At 46.5% G+C, this 18711-nt stretch carries 17 protein-coding genes; 9 read left to right on the forward strand and 8 right to left on the reverse strand.

Features of this window, described 5'->3' with window-relative positions; translation table 11 throughout:
- The first annotated feature begins 61 nt into the window (after nucleotides 1-61).
- Nucleotides 62-1030: a dihydrodipicolinate synthase family protein gene (locus JT717_RS27050; RefSeq protein ID WP_205514425.1), complete on the forward strand. Its 969-nt coding sequence runs from the start codon at nucleotides 62-64 to the stop codon at nucleotides 1028-1030.
- 184 nt (nucleotides 1031-1214) lie between these two features.
- Here JT717_RS27050 and JT717_RS27055 read toward each other — a convergent pair whose 3' ends face one another.
- On the reverse strand, nucleotides 1215-1604 hold the full coding sequence (locus JT717_RS27055; RefSeq protein ID WP_205514427.1) for a hypothetical protein: 390 nt from the start codon (nucleotides 1602-1604) through the stop codon (nucleotides 1215-1217).
- A gap of 206 nt (nucleotides 1605-1810) precedes the next feature.
- On the opposite strand from JT717_RS27055, the gene JT717_RS27060 reads away from it, so the two are divergent.
- A complete protein-coding gene (locus JT717_RS27060) occupies nucleotides 1811-2245 on the forward strand; it encodes a hypothetical protein (RefSeq protein ID WP_205514428.1) in 435 nt (144 codons plus the stop codon).
- A gap of 126 nt (nucleotides 2246-2371) precedes the next feature.
- On the opposite strand, the gene JT717_RS27065 is transcribed toward JT717_RS27060, so the two are convergent.
- On the reverse strand, nucleotides 2372-2917 hold the full coding sequence (locus JT717_RS27065) for a nuclear transport factor 2 family protein (protein WP_205514429.1): 546 nt from the start codon (nucleotides 2915-2917) through the stop codon (nucleotides 2372-2374).
- 271 nt (nucleotides 2918-3188) lie between these two features.
- On the opposite strand from JT717_RS27065, the gene JT717_RS27070 reads away from it, so the two are divergent.
- Nucleotides 3189-3824, forward strand: a complete 636-nt coding sequence (locus JT717_RS27070; protein ID WP_205514430.1) for a hypothetical protein — start codon at nucleotides 3189-3191, stop codon at nucleotides 3822-3824.
- A gap of 45 nt (nucleotides 3825-3869) precedes the next feature.
- On the opposite strand, the gene gcvP is transcribed toward JT717_RS27070, so the two are convergent.
- Both gcvP and JT717_RS27080 read right to left on the reverse strand, forming a co-directional pair.
- Nucleotides 3870-6797 (reverse strand): aminomethyl-transferring glycine dehydrogenase, encoded by a 2928-nt coding sequence (gcvP, locus tag JT717_RS27075; protein ID WP_205514431.1) that lies wholly within the window; start codon nucleotides 6795-6797, stop codon nucleotides 3870-3872.
- Nucleotides 6798-7117: 320 nt separating this feature from the next.
- Nucleotides 7118-8041: a sterol desaturase family protein gene (locus tag JT717_RS27080; RefSeq protein ID WP_205514432.1), complete on the reverse strand. Its 924-nt coding sequence runs from the start codon at nucleotides 8039-8041 to the stop codon at nucleotides 7118-7120.
- 255 nt (nucleotides 8042-8296) lie between these two features.
- On the opposite strand from JT717_RS27080, the gene JT717_RS27085 reads away from it, so the two are divergent.
- The 3 genes from JT717_RS27085 (at nucleotide 8297) to JT717_RS27095 (ending at nucleotide 11680) form a co-directional block, all read left to right on the forward strand.
- Nucleotides 8297-8812: a YkgJ family cysteine cluster protein gene (locus JT717_RS27085; protein WP_205514433.1), complete on the forward strand. Its 516-nt coding sequence runs from the start codon at nucleotides 8297-8299 to the stop codon at nucleotides 8810-8812.
- Between the two features lie 160 nt (nucleotides 8813-8972).
- Entirely contained in the window at nucleotides 8973-11207 is a 2235-nt protein-coding gene (locus JT717_RS27090) for a monovalent cation:proton antiporter family protein (protein WP_205514434.1), read from the forward strand.
- Between the two features lie 194 nt (nucleotides 11208-11401).
- Entirely contained in the window at nucleotides 11402-11680 is a 279-nt protein-coding gene (locus tag JT717_RS27095) for a DUF4242 domain-containing protein (RefSeq protein ID WP_205514435.1), read from the forward strand.
- A gap of 150 nt (nucleotides 11681-11830) precedes the next feature.
- Here the strand turns inward: JT717_RS27095 and JT717_RS27100 are convergent, their stop codons facing one another.
- Together JT717_RS27100 and cysM are read right to left on the reverse strand one after the other, a co-directional pair.
- Nucleotides 11831-12451: a hypothetical protein gene (locus JT717_RS27100; RefSeq protein WP_205514436.1), complete on the reverse strand. Its 621-nt coding sequence runs from the start codon at nucleotides 12449-12451 to the stop codon at nucleotides 11831-11833.
- A gap of 43 nt (nucleotides 12452-12494) precedes the next feature.
- Nucleotides 12495-13367, reverse strand: a complete 873-nt coding sequence (cysM, locus tag JT717_RS27105; RefSeq protein ID WP_205514437.1) for a cysteine synthase CysM — start codon at nucleotides 13365-13367, stop codon at nucleotides 12495-12497.
- Nucleotides 13368-13698: 331 nt separating this feature from the next.
- Here cysM and JT717_RS27110 point away from each other — a divergent pair, with 331 nt between their 5' ends.
- Nucleotides 13699-14955, forward strand: a complete 1257-nt coding sequence (locus tag JT717_RS27110; RefSeq protein ID WP_205514438.1) for an MFS transporter — start codon at nucleotides 13699-13701, stop codon at nucleotides 14953-14955.
- 58 nt (nucleotides 14956-15013) lie between these two features.
- On the opposite strand, the gene JT717_RS27115 is transcribed toward JT717_RS27110, so the two are convergent.
- Nucleotides 15014-15646 (reverse strand): deoxynucleoside kinase, encoded by a 633-nt coding sequence (locus tag JT717_RS27115; RefSeq protein WP_205514439.1) that lies wholly within the window; start codon nucleotides 15644-15646, stop codon nucleotides 15014-15016.
- A gap of 45 nt (nucleotides 15647-15691) precedes the next feature.
- Nucleotides 15692-16186 (reverse strand): 2-amino-4-hydroxy-6-hydroxymethyldihydropteridine diphosphokinase, encoded by a 495-nt coding sequence (folK, locus tag JT717_RS27120; protein ID WP_205514440.1) that lies wholly within the window; start codon nucleotides 16184-16186, stop codon nucleotides 15692-15694.
- Nucleotides 16187-16245: 59 nt separating this feature from the next.
- Between folK and sppA the strand changes: the two genes are divergently transcribed.
- Both sppA and JT717_RS27130 read left to right on the forward strand, forming a co-directional pair.
- A complete protein-coding gene (gene sppA / locus JT717_RS27125; RefSeq protein WP_205514441.1) occupies nucleotides 16246-18000 on the forward strand; it encodes a signal peptide peptidase SppA in 1755 nt (584 codons plus the stop codon).
- 138 nt (nucleotides 18001-18138) lie between these two features.
- Nucleotides 18139-18711, forward strand: a 573-nt coding sequence (locus JT717_RS27130; protein ID WP_205514442.1) for a DUF4372 domain-containing protein, incomplete at its 3' end; no start/stop codon positions are given.

Below are 18711 nucleotides of genomic sequence, written 5' to 3' on the forward strand. Positions count from 1 at the left end.
TTTTAATTTTAAAGGGCGAAAAGGCCTGACATTTTTAACTACAACAATCAAAATAAATCGGATGGAAAAAAGATTTGTTCCGGTAATGATCACACCGTTCAACCTGAAGGCAAAGATCGATTTCGATATGGTGGAACGATTGATCGATTTTTACCTGGCAGCCGGTGTAAGTGGTTTTTTTGCCAATTGCCTGAGCAGTGAAATGTACAGCATCAGCGAAGATGAGCGGCTTGAATTAACAGCCCACATTGTGCGTTATGTAAATGGCCGGGTGCCGGTGGTGGCTACCGGGTCTTTTGGACTGACCATTGAAGATAAAGCCGAATTCAGTAAAAAGATCTATGATACTGGCATCGATGCCGTGGTGCTCATCACCGGGCATTATGCCAATGTGGATGATGGGGACGATGTGCTGTTGAAACGTTTCGAAAAGATGTTCTCATTAACGCCCAATATTCCGATGGGTACCTATGAGTGCCCGGCGCCCTATAAGCGTATTTTATCTGCCGATGTGTTTAAAACACTGCTGGCGACCGGCAGATTGAAATATCACAAAGACACGAGCATCGATCTGGAAAAAGTAAAAGAAAAATTGCAGATAGCGAATGTGCCGGGTTTCGACTTTTTCGATGCGCATACGCCTAATGCCATGCATAGTTTACAAATGGGCGCCCGCGGTATGTCATCTATCAGCGGTAATTTTTATCCCGAGATACTGGTATGGATGTGTAATAACGCCAATGATCCGGCTAAACAGGCAGAGGTAGAATGGCTGCAGTCGGAGCTTACGCGGGTTGATCCGCTCATTCACCAGGCTTACCCGATGAGCGCCAAATATTTCCTGCAATTGCGCGGTTTACCGGTTCGTACCATCAGCCGGGCCTACGTGCAGGAACTGACGCCGGCGCAGAAAGACGTTTTAAAAGGTATTTACGATAGTTTTACGCAGTGGTGCGGCCGGTTGAATATAACGCCTGTAGATACGCGTAGCATTATGGAACCTAAAATTTTACCAGACCCTGCTATTTAGTACTGTCACTTTGTTTTATTGAATATTGTGTGTTCTTGATTCTGCCACAAATACTTCTTCAATAAATTGTGGTTAAAAAAGAAGCAGGAAGTAAGAAATTTGCGAGTTTCTTACTTCCTGCTTCCTATCTCGTACTTCGCAATCTTTTGTAGAAAAGTTATACAACTACCAGTAACATCCACTATTACCGTCTGCGACTATTGTAATAATCTTTCTTTGCCTGCAATATCTCCCTGTCACGTTCGATCTTCAGTGCATGCACCTGTTTTCTTCTTTCCTTCCGCGTAAGGCTTTCATCATGACGTACCGACCAGATCCTGTCTTTATAATCGGTTTGAATATCCTGGATCTCAAGGTCCAGTTTACTAGGCCGCGAATGATAATAATATCCCGGAGGATAAGCATACCATGGACTATAGTAGAAAGGAGCATAGGGTCCCCAGCCGCCTAATCCAATACCAACAGCGACATGGGATCGAGGATAAAACCGGGGCACTGGTCGTATCACCTTTTGGGCCGATGCATGGAGGGTTAATCCCAATGCAAAGATTGCTATTAATGATACCGTTTTCATCTTACTAATTTTTAAAGTTTCATCTATAAGACGTCAAATAGTACGCAAAGGTTAATCTGAAATATTAAGTATAACGTTTCAATAACAAATGGCACCGGAGGACCAGGATCAGGAAGCTGTTGCATCAACCGGTTGGATTTTATCTTTTTATAAAGGATGTTTATGGTTATTTTTATCGTCTGTCAAATTAATTTAATTTGAGTTCTATGAACGACCAGCATATCAGTGGCAAATGGGTGGGTGCGTATACGTATGGTGAGGAATATGATGAACCTGTAAGAGGCAAAACGGTTTCTTTTGAAATGGAGCTGACAGTTGTTAATGGTTTGCTAAAAGGAGCGTGTACCGACGCCGAAGCGGCTGCTCATTTTCAGCAACCCGCCACCATTGAAGGATCAGTGCATGACAATTCCATCAGTTTTATAAAACAGTATCCCCACTACTGGCAACACGAAAAAGGCGGACCGCGTTTTCTGCCTAAATTACCTTCCCAGAAAGTTTGTTATTCAGGAAAATTCATCGATGGCCGGTTTGAAGGAGAATGGGAGATCATAACGACGCTCTCCGGTGCGCAGGGCGAACCAGTATTATACAAAGGCTTTGGCCGCTGGTTCATGACCAGGGCAATTTCTGATTTCTGATTTCTGATTTCTGATTTTGAGATTTCGAGATTTCGAGATCTCATTTGATTTGACGTCTGATAAACCGCAAAATCTCAAAATCGCAAAATCACAAAATCTCAAAATCCCGAATCGAAAATCGTATAGTTACTTCTTCCCAAGAGCAGCATTGATCGGCGCGCGGTCGATATATTGTATCAGCTCATCTATCTGGTTCTCGTTTGTAAAGTGCAGATCGGTATGCACCCAGAATGTAAGACTCGCCTTATTTTTATAGGTTGCATTCACCTTTTGCCAATATAAGAGCCAGGTGCCTTTCTTTTCCGGGCCCTGTGGTTCATTAACGGTCACGGGCAGCCAGATATCATTACTGAAGCGAAGCGAATCAATGACATTCATCCTGCGCTCTTTCCAATATTTTATGATGGCGGCTTTTCCGGCAAGGCTGTCGCCCGAAGACCAGCGGTATACGGCATTATCTGTAAAATTACTGGCCCAGCCCTCGATATCTCCACGGGCAAACTGATCCCAGGCTTTTTTCCCGATGTCAATATATTTCTGATCGGCAAATTCTACGGGCGGGGGTGTTTTGGTGGATTCACCGGCGACTACAGACTGAGTACTTTTTTCTGCTTCGTTCTGGCAGGCAGCAGCCAGCATCAGGATGAGCGTTCCTAGAAAGATGTTTCTCATAAATCAATCGTTTATGGGTTAAAAAATGGGAGTGGACCTGTTTGCAGAACCTTTAGCGGGATTAAAAGGAAGAGGCTCAAAGCAGCTAATGTAGGGATATTGCAAGAGCTGGTCAAAAATATTGTCCCCTAAGCTGCTTGAACAGAGCAATTTATGATTTTAATCAGGAAAATAGGCCTGTCTGCATACTAAAATAAAACGAACGGGTGTTTGCATCTCCGTTTTTAGATCGTTATATTCACATACGACAATTCCTAAAACCCCCTACCATATGAAACTCCACACACACCTCAGTATTTGCGTATGGTCATTATTGGCAGCCTGCTCATCGGCCGATAAAACCAAGATACCGCCCATCAGCAATCAATATGCAGCAAATGCACCACAACCCACAGACGAAGGATTTAAAAAACAACCGGCGGGCACGATCCTCCATTTTCTGCAATGGTACCGCTCCAATGTGCAGCAGCTTAAAAAGATCGATATGGTGAAACATTCCTCCCATCCTGATTCTTCAAACTATTATGTTGTGAATGATGCCGGAACGGAACAATACCTGGAGGCATTGAAGCAGAGCGGTTTTGTAAGCGATACCTACATTACCAACTGGCGCGCGTATTTCAGAAAATGTAACGAGAACCTGCGTAAGAGCCCGCAAAGCGAAGCGCCGGTTCAGGGACTCGATTTTGACCTGGTAATGCTCGCGAAAGAGTATGAAGAAGACCTTACGGGTATCGAAAGATCAACGGTGGAATATGTGAGCGTTGCCGAAGATAAGGGCTCTATTACGGTTGGACTGCCTTCTGCAGGAAGATTGAAGTACAGGATCACCAAACAGGACGGGAAATGGCTTATAGACGATATTAAAGACCTGCGTAGTGCGCTTGACCAGGCGCAGAATGATTAACGATAAACCCGTGCCACGGTTTTAAACCGCGGCACGGGTAATTATTTAAGCTTCTGCTTCAACATACGAACTTACCGGTTCGCAGGTACAGATCAGGTTCCGGTCACCATGGGTGTTATTCACTCTTGCCACACTGGGCCAGAATTTATTCTCACGTATATACGGTAACGGGAATGCTGCCTGTTCGCGGGTATAACTGTGTGACCATTGGGAACTGATCACAACATGTTGCGTATGCGGCGCATTCTTCAATGCATTGTCTTTTTTATCGGCCCTGCCTTCTTCAATCGCGCGGATCTCTTCGCGGATGCTTAACAGCGCATCGCAGAAACGATCGAGTTCGGCTTTGTCTTCGCTTTCCGTAGGTTCTATCATAATAGTGCCCGGTACTGGGAAGCTCATTGTAGGCGCGTGGAAGCCATAGTCCATCAAACGTTTGGCCACATCTTCCGCTTCAATTTCAGCACTCTTCTTGAAGGGGCGCAGGTCAACGATAAATTCGTGCGCACATTCACCATTATGGTTCGTGTACAGGATCTCGTATTGTCCTTCCAGGCGGGCCCGCATATAATTCGCATTCAGGATGGCATATTCACTGGCTTTGCGAACGCCTTCGGCGCCCAGCATCCTGATATAGGCATAACTGATAAGCAATATGGAGGCTGAACCATAAGGAGCTGCACTTACCGAATTGATGGTGGTAAGGCTGGTAGATTTATCACGGCCACGGCTGCTCTCGATAGTAACATGTTCTGTTTGCAGGTTACCGGGCAGGAATCTGGCAAGGTGTTCCTTTACACAAATGGGGCCCATGCCGGGACCGCCGCCGCCATGTGGAATAGCAAAGGTTTTATGCAGGTTCAAATGGCATACATCAGCGCCTATTAAACCGGGGGCGGTTAAACCCACCTGGGCATTCATGTTGGCGCCATCCATGTATACCTGTCCGCCATGCTGGTGAACGATCTTTGTGATCTCTTTTACGGTTTCTTCATAAACCCCATAGGTGCTGGGGTAAGTGATCATGATCCCTGCGAGGTTCTTGCTGTGTTGTTCCGCTTTAGCCTTAAGGTCTTCCACATCGATATAACCATTTTCCAGCGCCTTCACGACCACGACCTTCATGCCGGCCATAACAGCACTCGCGGGGTTCGTACCGTGGGCAGAAATGGGGATAAGCATCACGTTGCGATGTGATTCGTTGCGGCTTTCATGGTAAGCGCGGATCACGAGCAGACCTGCATATTCGCCCTGGGCGCCGCTGTTCGGCTGCAGGCTGCAGGCGTCAAAGGCGGTGATCTCACAGAGGTATTTGCTCAATTCATCGGTGATCTGTTTATACCCTTCCGTTTGATCGGCCGGCGCAAAGGGATGTATTTTGCTCCAGTGCTGCCAGCTCAGGGGGATCATTTCACTGGCGGCATTCAGTTTCATAGTACAACTGCCAAGTGAGATCATGGATGTATTCAGCGACAGGTCTTTATTCTCAAGCTGTTTGATGTACCGCATCATTTCTGTTTCACTGCGGTGGGTATTGAACACCGGGTGTGTTAGATAATGACTGGTGCGGGTAAGCGTATTTGGAATATTGTACAGTACGGCGTCTTCGCTCAGGCTGAATGTGGCTACACTTTGATCGTTCGGATGATCGAGCAGTAACAGAATATCCAGCACATCGCTCAGGGTAGTGGTTTCATCGAGTGATATCCCTACCTCGTTATTGCCATAATAGCGGAAATTGATCTGAGCGGCTTCTGCTTTTTTGCGAATGCTGCTGGCATTCTTTGCCCTGAATACGATCGTATCGAAGAAGTTCTTATGTACCAGCTCATATCCTTCCGCTTCCAGTTCTTCGGCCAGTGCATTGGCAAGCACTGTGACTCTTTTGGCTATGTTCTTCAGTCCGTCGGGACCATGATAAACCGCGTACATGGCGGCCATGTTCGCCAGCAGGGCCTGGGCCGTACAAATATTGCTGGTGGCTTTCTCGCGTTTGATATGCTGCTCGCGGGTTTGCAGGGCCATCCGCAGGGCGCGGTTGTTCTGCGCATCGATGCTCACCCCGATGATCCGGCCGGGAATATTCCTTTTGAATTCTTCTTTAGCGGCAAAAAATGCTGCGTGCGGACCGCCAAAACCTAAAGGAACGCCAAAGCGTTGGGCGGAACCGAAGGCTACATCGGCGCCCAGTTCGCCGGGCGGTGTCAGCAGCGTGAGGGCCAGCAGGTCGGTACCCATGGCTACATAAGCGCCTGCCTGGTGTACTTTATTGATGAAGTCGCGATAGTCTTCTATGGCGCCTTTGTCGTTGGGGTATTGTACCAGCGCACCGAAGAACTGCTGATCGATCGTGGCAGTTCGGTAATCGCCAAACACTACTTCAATTCCTACGGGTTCAGCGCGGGTAACCACTACATCTTTCGTTTGGGGGAATGTATCGATATCGATAAAGAACTTCGGCCGCGTGATATGTTCATGATCCTTATTCAGGGTGTTGAAGAACATGGTCATGGCCTCGGCGGCGGCAGTGGCTTCATCGAGCAGGGACGCGTTGGTCAGCGGCAGGGCAGTAAGATCGCTTACCATGGTTTGAAAGTTCAATAGGCTCTCGAGACGGCCCTGTGAAATTTCAGCCTGGTAAGGCGTATACTGGGTATACCAGCCCGGATTCTCAAATACGTTACGCAGAATGACGCTGGGCGTAATGGTATCATAATAACCCTGGCCGATATAGTTCTTATAGACCTTATTTTTTAGCGAAATGTCTTTGATCAATTGCAGGTATTCATATTCGCTGATGGAAGGCGGAATGTTCAGGTCTCCCTCCATGCGAATACCAGCCGGCACTGTTTTATCGATCAGCGCATCGAGGCTGCTTTCGCCGATAGCTTTCAGCATCTGGCGGGTTTCAGATTCAGTGGGTCCAATGTGGCGACGGATGAATTCAGTATTCTGTTGTTCAAAAAGATTCATAATCCCGTTTATGTTTGTAGTTTATTGTTTCTGGATCCTAAGCCTGGCAATGGTCATTTTAAGGTATAAGGCCGCAAAGTTAATATTAAACTGGCAGACTAACACCTGTTTGGCATCAGGCGTGAATTCAATGGGGATAAGAGCAAGACCTAGCTAATGTGCTAATTAGCTAATGTGATAATGCGAAAACGCATTAATTTTTGGTTGTCAATCAGTTATAAAGTCAATTAGATCATCAAGTGCATGAGAGCGCAGCGGCGTTCACCAATGGCTGACTTACTAACTAAGTGCTAACAAGCTAATAACAAAGCACTTGCGCGTTAAAACTTGGGGTTTTGAACTTTGTATGCAGAACGCTGTTTTTCTTTCGCCCGCATTTGGTCGCTGGTGAACCGGCTGCCGTCATGGCTCCAGCCCGGCGGACCAAAGAGGTACCTGAGCTTTTTTTTGAAGCCAATGTCCTTACGGCGCAGATCTTTCCAAATAGCAGCCCATTCGTGAAAAATGATATTGGGCAGGGACTCTTTTTCGAGGGGATGGGTGATGCCATAGCGGATGGGTTCATATTGTTGCGGCGGTAATTCTGCCTGAAAAGTGCCAAAGAGTTTATCCCAGATGATAAAGACGGTTCCCATGTTCCGGTCGAGGTACCTCGCATTGGAAGCATGGTGAACCCGGTGATGGGAGGGCGTTACAAAGATATATTCCAGCCAGCCCAGCCTGCGCACTTTTTCGGTATGGGTTAAGATCGCCCACACCTGGCATACAGAATACATAAAGAAGATATCTATGGGCGCGAAGCCGGCCATTGTGATCGGAATAAAGAACAGGAAACTGTAAAAAGGTTCCAGTACGCCGCTGCGGAAACCCACACTGAAATTAAAGTGGGTTGAGGTGTGGTGGTTCACATGAACGGCCCAAAAAAAACGGCATTGATGTCCGAGCCGGTGCAGCCAGTAATGCATGAAATCGGTGAGCAGCAACAGTACGAGCCAGTGTATTGCAGAATGAGACCAGGAGAATAAGCTAAGAGTGAAAAACCAGGTAAGCACGATCAGACTGATGCCACGCATGGCCAGATCGGTTAAGCCGGTCAAAAGGCTGAGGAGGAAATTGTGAACGGTATCTTTCCAACTATAGGAACTTATACCTTCCAAATGGCTGATCAGCAGTTCGGCTCCAATAACCAGGACATATAGCGGTGTTGACAAAAGCAATATGATCTGATCGTATAATGCGCTCATGTGAATTAAAAATCAAAAACCAAACCATGAATGTCAGGGATAAAGTAACTTGCAGGGGCCGGTAAAACTGCATTCGCCCAATGAGGGACAGCCGTTTCCCGCTGGATCTCGCCGCTGCAGATGCCAAGTTACAGGCTGAAGTTTATAGCATAAGCGACCGGGCGAACGGGTGACAATTATCCGGCAGGTTTAGGGTCGTTTTTAGTATTAATTCAGCCGGCCACTTTTAAAAATAAATGTAGTTATATAAAATAAATGACAGCACATCGCGATAATAATGAGCCTGTTGGGGGAATGGCAGATGGCAACTGGCAGAAGAAAAGCGCAGAGCATCAGAAGCAGTACAAAACTTTGTTAAAAAGAGCAGACCGGAACAAAGTGTTGAAAAAATTGCCCGAACTGCATGATGAAGCGTTTTCAACAGTTGATTGTTTGCAATGTGCCGCCTGTTGTAAGAACTATTCGCCCCGTTTTAAGACGCCTGATATCAAGCGTATCAGCAAACACCTTAAAATGAAGGAAAGTGTTTTCATTGAAACTTATTTACGGTTAGATGAAGAAGGGGATTATGTGGTAAAGCAAACGCCCTGTGCGTTTCTTGGGGCCGACAACTATTGTAGTATTTATGAAGTTCGTCCGTCTGATTGCGAGCGGTTTCCCTACACCGATGAAGATGTGATCCTGAAACGGCCGCAGCTTACGTTAAAAAATTCGAGTTTTTGTCCGGCAGTGTATTATGTGATGGAAAGATTATTGCAAATTGAGAAATGAGTGAACGAAAGGGTTATTACAGGTTACAGGTTTCAAGTGACAAGCCATTATACATTGGGATTATGAGCGTTATTCTCCCTGCAACCTGTACCGTAACACGGCATCCCTTGCAGCTGTATTATCACATTAGCATATTAGCAAATTATCACATTGGCTTTTGATGTCGCATTTACCAACCCTCATACAGGACCTAGCCTTGATACTGGCCATTGCCGGTGTAACCACCCTGCTATTTAAAAAGTTAAAACAACCGGTAGTGCTGGGATATATCCTGGCCGGATTGCTGGTTGGTCCCAACTTCACCTTGCTGCCTTCCATCTCTGACCTTGACGGCGTGAAGGTGTGGGCTGATATCGGTGTGATCTTCCTGTTGTTCAGCCTCGGTCTTGAGTTCAGCTTTAAAAAACTGATGAAGATAGGCGGCACGGCCGGGGTAACCGGGGTATATGAGATCATGTGTATGGTGACGTTAGGTTATATAACCGGGAAACTGTTGGGATGGCCTACGATGGATTGCATATTCCTGGGTGGTATCATTGCAATTTCATCTACTACGATCATCATCCGGGCTTTTGATGAATTGGGGGTAAAAACCCGAAAGTTCGCCGGTATTGTAATGGGGGTGCTGATCATTGAAGATCTCATGGCGGTGCTGATGATGGTCTTGCTCTCGACCCTTGCGCTTAGCCGTGAGTTTGCCGGTATGGAGATGTTGCTATCGGCACTAAAGCTGGTATTTTTCTTATGTCTCTGGTTCCTCTCGGGCATATTTCTGCTTCCGGGCTTCTTCAAATGGGGGCGAAAGCTGATGAATGACGAAACCATGCTGGTCATATCATTGGGTTTGTGTTTGGTAATGGTGGTGCTGGCTACCTATGTCGGTTTCTCTGCCCCTTTAGGCGCTTTTATTATGGGCTCTGTGCTGGCGGAGACAACGCAGGCTGAAAGGATAGAGCACCTGGTGCAACCGGTCAAGAACCTGTTTGGCGCCATATTTTTTGTATCGGTAGGATTATTGATCGACCCCGAAATGCTTATTAAACACATTGGCCCGGTGCTAATAATATCAGCCGTGGTGATCCTGGGCAAAACGGTCAATGTTACGATAGGCGCCCTGTTATCGGGCCAGCCATTAAGGCAATCTATCCAGGCGGGCATGAGCCTGGCGCAGATCGGGGAATTCTCCTTTATTATTGCCACCCTTGGGTTATCATTGAATGTGACCGGTGATTATTTATACCCGATAGCGGTAGGCGTTTCGGTGATCACCGCCTTCACCACACCCTATATGATCAAACTGGCGGATCCTTTCTTTGGCTGGCTTGCACCCAGGTTACCACTGAAATGGCGAATGGCGATCAATCAGTACAGTACCGGCGCCCAAACCCTTCAGGCCGAAAGCGACTGGCGGGTGGTATTGAGATCTTATCTTACGGTGATGACTTCAAATTCGGTGATCATTATTGCCATTATATTATTGTCTGCCACTTATTTGTTGCCGGTGTTGAAAAACAATGTAACTGGTGAAATATGGCCGGCGATCGTAACTTGTGCGATCACCCTGATCGCTACCGCTCCTTTCTTTTGGGGATTGGCCATTCGGAGGCTGCACTCTATGTCGTATACAAATTTATGGCTCGATAAAAAGTATAATCATGGTCCGCTCGTAATGCTCGAAGTGCTGCGAAATGTATTGATGGTGCTGCTGGTTGGTTTTATGGTAAACCAGCTGTTCAATACCATGATCGCCTTTGTGGCCATATTACCGGTCATCGTGATCGTATTGCTGGTATTTGCCCGGCGGTTAAATTCATTCTATGCGCGCATAGAAAAACGGTTCCTCATGAATTTGAACCAACGTGAGCAGCTGCAACCTTCGGGCACCAGTGACCTGTCGCCCTGGGATGCGCACATGGCGTTTTTTACCATGCCGCCCGAGTCGGCGGTAGTAGGTAAAACCCTGCAGGAGCTGGCCTGGCGGGAACAATATGGGATCAACATTGCGTATGTGGAACGGGGCTCAATAACTATTACAGCGCCATCGCGCACAGACGTATTATATCCTTTTGATAAGATTGCGGTCATTGGCACGGATGTACAGCTGGAACAGTTCCGCAACATTCTGGAATCGGCCATTCTGCCTTCACAGAACGGTGATTCAGAGATCATCCTGAATAGATTGATCGTGGATAACCATACTGCCTTGCGCGGAAAGACGATTCGTGCCTCCGGTATTCGCGAGATAACGAAAGGCGTGGTGGTTGGCATCGAGCGCGATGGAAAGCGCATTTTGAACCCGGATTCAAATACGGTTTTTGAATGGGACGATATTGTGTGGATCGTAGGCGACCGCAAGAAGATCGAAGAGCTGAAGGAAATGGGGATCAGGCAATAATTAGCTGATGTGCTGATGTGCTAATTAGCTGATGTGCTGATTTGCTGATGTGCTAATGAAATACGGGCAATAATTAGCTGATGTGCTGATTTGCTGATGTGCTAATGAAATACAGGTGAATACGTAAGCAATTCTGTCGAAGGTCAGTTTTTTTCGGGCGGCAATACATTTACCTTTATAGTAAATTAATTGCTATGCCAAAATTCGTCATTGAAAGAGAGATGCCCAATGTTGGTAATCTTTCCCAGGAACAACTTCAACAGGCAGCCCAAACGTCCTGCGGCGTGTTAATGGAAATGGGCCCTTCCATACAGTGGGTACACAGTTATGTAACAGATAATAAGATCTACTGCGTTTATAATGCAACTGATGAGGAAGCGATCAAAAAACATGCAGCTACTGCAGGTTTTCCGGCCGATAGGATAAGCCGTGTGCGCACTATTATGGATCCTACGACGGCGGAAGTTTCTTAAAAGGCATCGAAGCAACAAGGCAAAAAGGCAATGAGGCAACAAGGCAGAGAAAAGACAACAAGGCAACAGGCAATCGGGAATGGAGATTAATACTCTCAATAGAAAGTATTGCATGACCTAGAACTCAATTGATCAATTTTATTAACCTAATTAACTCGTCAACTTTCCACCTGTTTCCGATTTTGCTTTGACCTGGGGCAATGCAGGCGCCTTAGGCTTCACCATATTGTTCGTATGATTCACCACAAGATTGTTTTTACCGGGCACAGGCAGCAGATTATTTCTTCCCATTTTAAAAGCTACATACAACAGACATAAGGTTACGATAAACTGAATGACGGTAAGCGAATTTGACACTACATGGACGGCCGGACGGATCGCCCTTTTCATCTGTGATTCTTTCATGGCCGACAGGGGAGGGTAAATGGTCGCATCGCCAAAATAGATCATCTCTGATATGATCACCTGTTTATTGATGGTAGCTATGAGCAGGATGAGCATGGAGCCTGCAACGAGCATGATAATATTCGATGCTTTCCTGCTGAACTGGTGCCTGATCTCTTTTACCAAAAAGATAAAAAAGGCAAAGAAGATAAATAACGGTAATACAATTTTCCAGGAAGAGATGGTGAAATAGGTCTCGTGCAGGCGGATGTCGAAATGATTGCTGAGGAAGGTCCAGCCAAACACAAAAATGGTCACCAATACGGTGGCGTTCAGGATAAGACCTAACCAGATCAGTTCAATGAGTAACGGCTTAAATTTTTGCATAGGTAATCAGGCTTGGATTAAATATACAAAAACCGTGCGATTATTATCCGAACAGATCGCTGCTCAGATACCGGTCGCCCCGGTCGCAAACGATGAACACAATTACGCCTGATGTAAGCTCTTTGGCCACCCTGAAAGCGGCAGAAGCGGCTCCCCCACTGCTCATGCCTGCAAATACGCCTTCCACTTTGGCCAGTTGCCGGGCGGTAATCGTAGCTTCCTGCTGCGATACATCGATGATGCGATCGACCCGGCTGGGATCGAAGATCTTGGGCAGGTATTCCTTGGGCCAGCGCCGGATGCCGGGAATAGAGGACTCTTCCGTTGGCTGGCAGCCCACGATCTGGATCGCCGGGTTCTTTTCCTTAAAGAACATAGAACAGCCCATAATGGTGCCGGTAGTGCCCATCGAGCTCACGAAGTGGGTGATGGTTTGGTTCGTATCGCGCCAGATCTCGGGACCGGTTGTTTTATAATGCGCTTTGTAATTATCAGGATTAGAGAACTGGTTCAGGATGATGAACTCACCGGTAGCTGCTTTTTCTTCGGCGTAATCGCGGCATTTTTCAATGCTCTCCAGCAGCGTTACTTTGGCGCCGTATGCTTCCATGGTGAGGGTTCTTTCGCGGGTTGATGTGGATGGCATCACCAGTTCAATATCAAGGTTGAACAAGCGGGCTACCATGGCCAGGGCAATGCCGGTGTTACCACTTGTTGCTTCGATCAATTTGGAGCCTGGTTTTATTTCACCCCTTTCAAGGGCAGACCTGATCATATTCAGCGCAGGCCGGTCCTTCACGCTACCGCCCGGGTTATCGCCTTCCAGTTTGGCATATATAGTTACATTCGGATTGGGATTGAGCTGTTTGATCTCTACCATGGGGGTGTTGCCTACCAAATCAATAATACTTGCCATTGTATATATTTAAACAGAAGATTGAAATTACCACTTTTATAATTCTCATTTCGCCTGCTGCTGGAATTAATTCTACTACAGCGATAGATTAAAAAGTGCCGGCTTTCACTGAAAGCAGTCAATTATATATGTGGATTACTGCCTATACAATTCCAGAAATGGTTTGGTTCAAAATGGTGATCCTGATTTTTTTACAACATTTAATACAATGGTTTAAAAGATCTTTTACAAGGCCTGAAGCTTTGCTTTAACAATGTGACCGGTACATATAGGCAATAACTGTTACTTTTGCAGCAATTTTTACGTTTGTTGACCATCAAATTGTAATAGAATGGCTGTTGATCCTGGTACCGATAATCCTTCAAGTCCTTTCGCTTCGATACGCATCAAAGAATTTCGCCTGTTCATTATTCAACGGTTCTTCTTTATAATGGCCATGCGTATGATTGCCACCGTAATTGGCTGGAAAATGTACCAGATCACAAAAAGTCCGCTCGCCATTGCCTTTGTAGGTTTATCAGAAGCGATCCCTGCTATTTCGCTGGCTTTATATTCCGGGCATGTGGTTGACAGAAGCGACAAGCGTACCCTGCTGTTCAGAATGATCGTTTTGTATTTTCTCTGTTCGGCTGCATTCCTGCTCATAACGTTCCGGCAAACTGAATTGAGCCTGGGTAAACAATTTGTTCAGTTTGCTATCTACGGAGTTATGTTCTGTACAGGTGTGCTGCGTTCTTTTTCAGGACCCGCCACCAGTTCAATATTAGCGCAACTGGTGCCCAAAACTGTTTTGCCGAATGCGGTCACCTGGAGTTCGAGCACCTGGTTATCGGCTTCTGTACTGGGGCATGCGTCGGCCGGTTTCCTGGTGGCCTATGCCGGTTATACCGGAACTTTTATATTGATCATGACGTATATCGCCATTGCCGGGACGGCATTGTTCCAGATAGAACGCAAACCCATTGTGCATTCGAACAAAGGGCAGGCTACCTGGGAAAGTGTAAAAGAAGGATTGCGCTATGTATTCGGCACAAAGGAATTGCTGGGCGCTTTATCGCTCGATATGCTGGCTGTATTGTTTGGTGGCACCACAGCGATGATCCCCTTCTTTGCCGGCGAAATTTTACACGTAGGCGCCATTGGTTTCGGCTGGCTGAATGCAGCGGCCGATATCGGTTCCATGATCGTTATTCTAACACTTACCTTTTATCCACTTCGTAAAAAGCAGGGTATGATATTATTGTTTGTGGTGGCCGGTTTCGGCTTGAGCATCATTACGTTTGGCATTTCAACCGTATACTGGCTTTCCTTTGTTGCGTTGATGCTGAGCGGCGCCCTCGATGGCATCAGCGTGGTGATCCGCGGCACCATTCTGCAATTGAAAACGCCCGATGAAATGCGCGGGCGCGTATCTGCGGTAAACTCCATGTTCATTAACTCATCGAATGAGATCGGCGCTTTTGAAAGCGGGGTGGCGGCGCATTTAATGGGCAAAGTGCCTTCTGTCGTTTTTGGCGGCGCCATGACCCTGCTTGTTGTAGTAATTATGTGGTTTAAAGCGCCTACGCTTAGAAAGTTTGAGTATTAATACACACCGAGAAGTGGTCGCTACATTCAACAGCCTGTCCCCTTTAGGGGCCGGGCTATTATGGTAATGTAAAATAATGTTGACCCTGCTCATAGTCATTTTCCAGGGCATCGATGATGACCTGTAAATGTTTCGGATTGCTGAGAAAATCGGCATTGCCGGCATCGATGAACAGCGTTTTGATATTATGTTGTTTTATATAATGGGTATAGGTCTGTTGAATGTTCAGCAGGTATTCATCGGGGATACTTTGTTCGTAGGAACGGTTCCGTTTTTTTATGTTCTGCTGTAAGCGGCTCACGGGTGCATGCAGGTAAATGAGCAGCTCAGGCTGAACCAGCTGCTGGTGAATGATATCGAATAGTTTTTGATATAACCTGAATTCCTCTTCGGGCAGGTTGATCTTGGCGAACAACAGGCATTTGGTGAACAGGTAATCGGTTATGGTGATCCGCTGGAAAAGATCATTGGTGTGGATCAGTTCCTTTAATTGCTTATACCGTTCTGCCATGAAAAACAATTCTACCGGGAACGCATATTGCTGCGGGTTTTCATAAAATTTGGCCAGGAAAGGGTTGTCGGCGAATTCTTCCAGGATTAAACGTGCATTAAAATGTTTGGCCAGCAAATACGCCAGCGTAGTTTTACCGGCACCGATATTTCCTTCTATCGTTATGAAATGATATTTCATTTATTCTTGATTCCTTGTTTCGTCGTGAAAAAAGCCAGTGTGTACTTACTTCCCGCCATTTTTAAAGACAGCAACCTCCAACTTATCCGGACATTCTTCCAATAAATGGGCAACGCTTTTTTTCAGAACCGGATGTACAAATGCAGGCGCAATTTCATTGAGCGGCGCAAGCACAAAACGGCGGTTGGGCAGCTCGGGGTGGGGAATACTAAGGTCAGGTTCATCTATAACGGCATCATTGTAGAACAATATGTCGATGTCTATCAGGCGCGGGCCGAATCTTTCCAGCCGCCGACGGCCCATTTTTTCTTCTACTGATAAGATCGTGGTGATCAGTTCCCGGGCGCTTAAAGAAGTGGTTAATAAAAGCGCCTGGTTCAAAAAAGCGGCCTGATCGGTTTTGCCCCAGGCAGCAGTTTCGTACACGGCCGATTGTTGTACAACCGGTCCACAGGTAGCCGATAACAGGCTTACAGCCTGGTGCAGGTTTTGCAACCTGTCGCCCATATTGCCGCCTATCAGTAAAAAGACTTTATTCATATATTGCACTCCCTCGAAGGGTCAAATATCTTTGAATTTCGTTTAAAATAAATTTGTTAATGAAGAGCTTTTTTAAAATATTCCTGGCGTCCCTCCTGGCTTTTTTCGTGATATGCGTGATCATCATTTTTGTTTTTATCGGTTTTGTGACGAATATAGCCAGCAAGGACAAGGTAAAAACGGGCGCCAAAGCGGTACTGGAGATTGATCTGGGCCGCACTTATCCTGAAGTGGGTGTGGAAAATCCACTGGCCCGTTTTTCCGGTAAGGACGACGGTGATATGCCCTCGTTATATGATGTAGTTCGCCTGATCAAATATGCCAAGACAGATTCAGCAGTAAAGGGCATTTACATCAAATGCGGCAACAATGGCAATGGCATGGGCGCCAGCCAGGAGATCCGCAATGCATTGCTCGACTTTAAAAGTTCAGGCAAATTCATATATGCCTATGGTGATGTAATTACCCAGGGCGGTTATGCTGTGGGAAATGTGGCTACTAAGATTTATTGTAATCCGGAAGGCGGGGTCGACTGGCGCGGTTATGCCGTTGAACTGGCCTATGTAAAAGGACTGTTGCAAAAACTGGAAATAGAACCGCAGATCTTTTATGCGGGCAAATTCAAAAGCGCTACAGAGCCATTCCGCGAAACATCCATGACCGAAGCCAACCGCCTGCAGTTGTCGGTTATGCTGGGCGATATGTATGGTCGGTTCTTAGAACAGACTGCTGAAGCCCGCAGGCTCGATACGGCCACCTTGCATCAATACGCCAATGAATACCGGATCCAATATGCAGCGGATGCCGTGAAATACGGCCTAATAGACGGCTTGAAGTATGATGATGAGGTGAAAAGCGAAATAGCCGCTAAACTTGGTGGGGTAAAGCTCGAAAAGCTCAACCTGATCAACATTCAGAAATATGCCAAAGCCGTGGAATATAAGCGCGATGGCGCCGATAAGATCGCTGTTATTTATGCCCAGGGCGATATTGTAGATGGCAAGGGTGACCAGGACCGCATTGGCAGTGTAACGTATCGCGACCTGGTTCGCAAAGCCCGCCTCGATGAAAAGATAAAAGCCATTGTCATTCGCATTAACTCGGGTGGCGGCAGCGCGCTGGCCAGTGAGAATATCTGGCGGGAGCTTACCCTGGCCCGCAAAGTGAAACCGGTTGTTGTAAGTTTTGGCGATGTGGCGGCGTCGGGAGCATATTATTTATCCTGTAATGCCGACAGCATTTTTGCACAAACCAATACGATTACCGGATCGATCGGGGTGTTCACTCTTTTGCCGAACATGCAGAAATTCTTCAACGATAAACTGGGCATTACCTTCGATGGCGTTAAAACGGCCCCCCAGGCCGATATGTTAACGGCCACCAAGCCATTAACGCCTGCTCAAAAGGTCTATCTGCAAAACAGTGTTGATTCCATTTACTTCACCTTTAAGGAAAGAGTAGCCCAGGGCCGGAAAAAGGATATCAGTTATATCGACAGCATCGGGCAGGGCAGGGTATGGAGCGGTTCACGCGCCCTGCAACTCGGCCTGGTCGACCGCATGGGTGGTTTGGATGATGCCATTGCCTGTGCTGCCAGGATGGCTAAAACAAGCGATTACCGGCTGCGTGAATATCCCGAACCTCACAATGTGCTGGAAATGATCTTCGGCGGTTATAAGGAAGAAGCCGCCCAATCGGCCCTGCAAAAAGAGCTGGGCGAAGATGGGTTAAAGACATTTAAGGCCATAAAGCGGGTAAAAGCAATGATCGGGGTTACCCAGGCGCGGTTGCCATTCGAATTTAGCATTCAATAATAGCAGTTCACAGTTCTCAGTTCTCAGTTCACAGTTCACAAGCATTGGTGTCCGGTAAAAGACTCAAGAAATAGAATAAATAAGGAGGCCGGAGGCCTCCTTTTGGTTATTTTTAGTTTACCACAACAAAAAATAGCCATGCGTAAAGGTAGCTTTTTTACCGGACAGCCGATTTTCAATCAAGTTTTAAATTACATTCCCCGCAGCCTGGTTCAGCAGGTGTCCCGAGAACTCAATGGGGACCGTTACTACAAATCATTTAAGTGCTATGATCACCTGGTAACCATGTTATATGCCATTTTTAATCGCTGTACATCTCTTCGGGAAGTTGCCACAGGCTTACTGGCTTGGGAGCACCGTATTCATCATTTGGGTCTAAAATCTCATCCGCGTCGTAGCACAATTGCCGATGCCAACAATCAACGTAGTCCGGAAATATTTGAAAAAATTTATCTAAAATTATTGGATAAATACAAGCCAATTTTGCCGGACAGCCGCAGGCGCTCCAGGAAAAACAACTTGTATATCTTTGATTCTACAAGCATTGCATTATTCCAGGAGATTCTAAAAGCTTCCGGTCTGTCCAACAAAGAAGGAAAACGAAAAGGAGGTATTAAAGTACACACTCTCTTACATGCCAATAGCGATGTACCAGTGATGGTCCGTTATAGTGCCTCGGCAGAGCCCGATGCCAAGTTTCTAAAAAAAGTG

Origin of the sequence: Longitalea arenae, assembly GCF_016924755.1 — a bacterium.
Taxonomy (GTDB): Bacteria; Bacteroidota; Bacteroidia; order Chitinophagales; family Chitinophagaceae; genus Niastella; species Niastella arenae.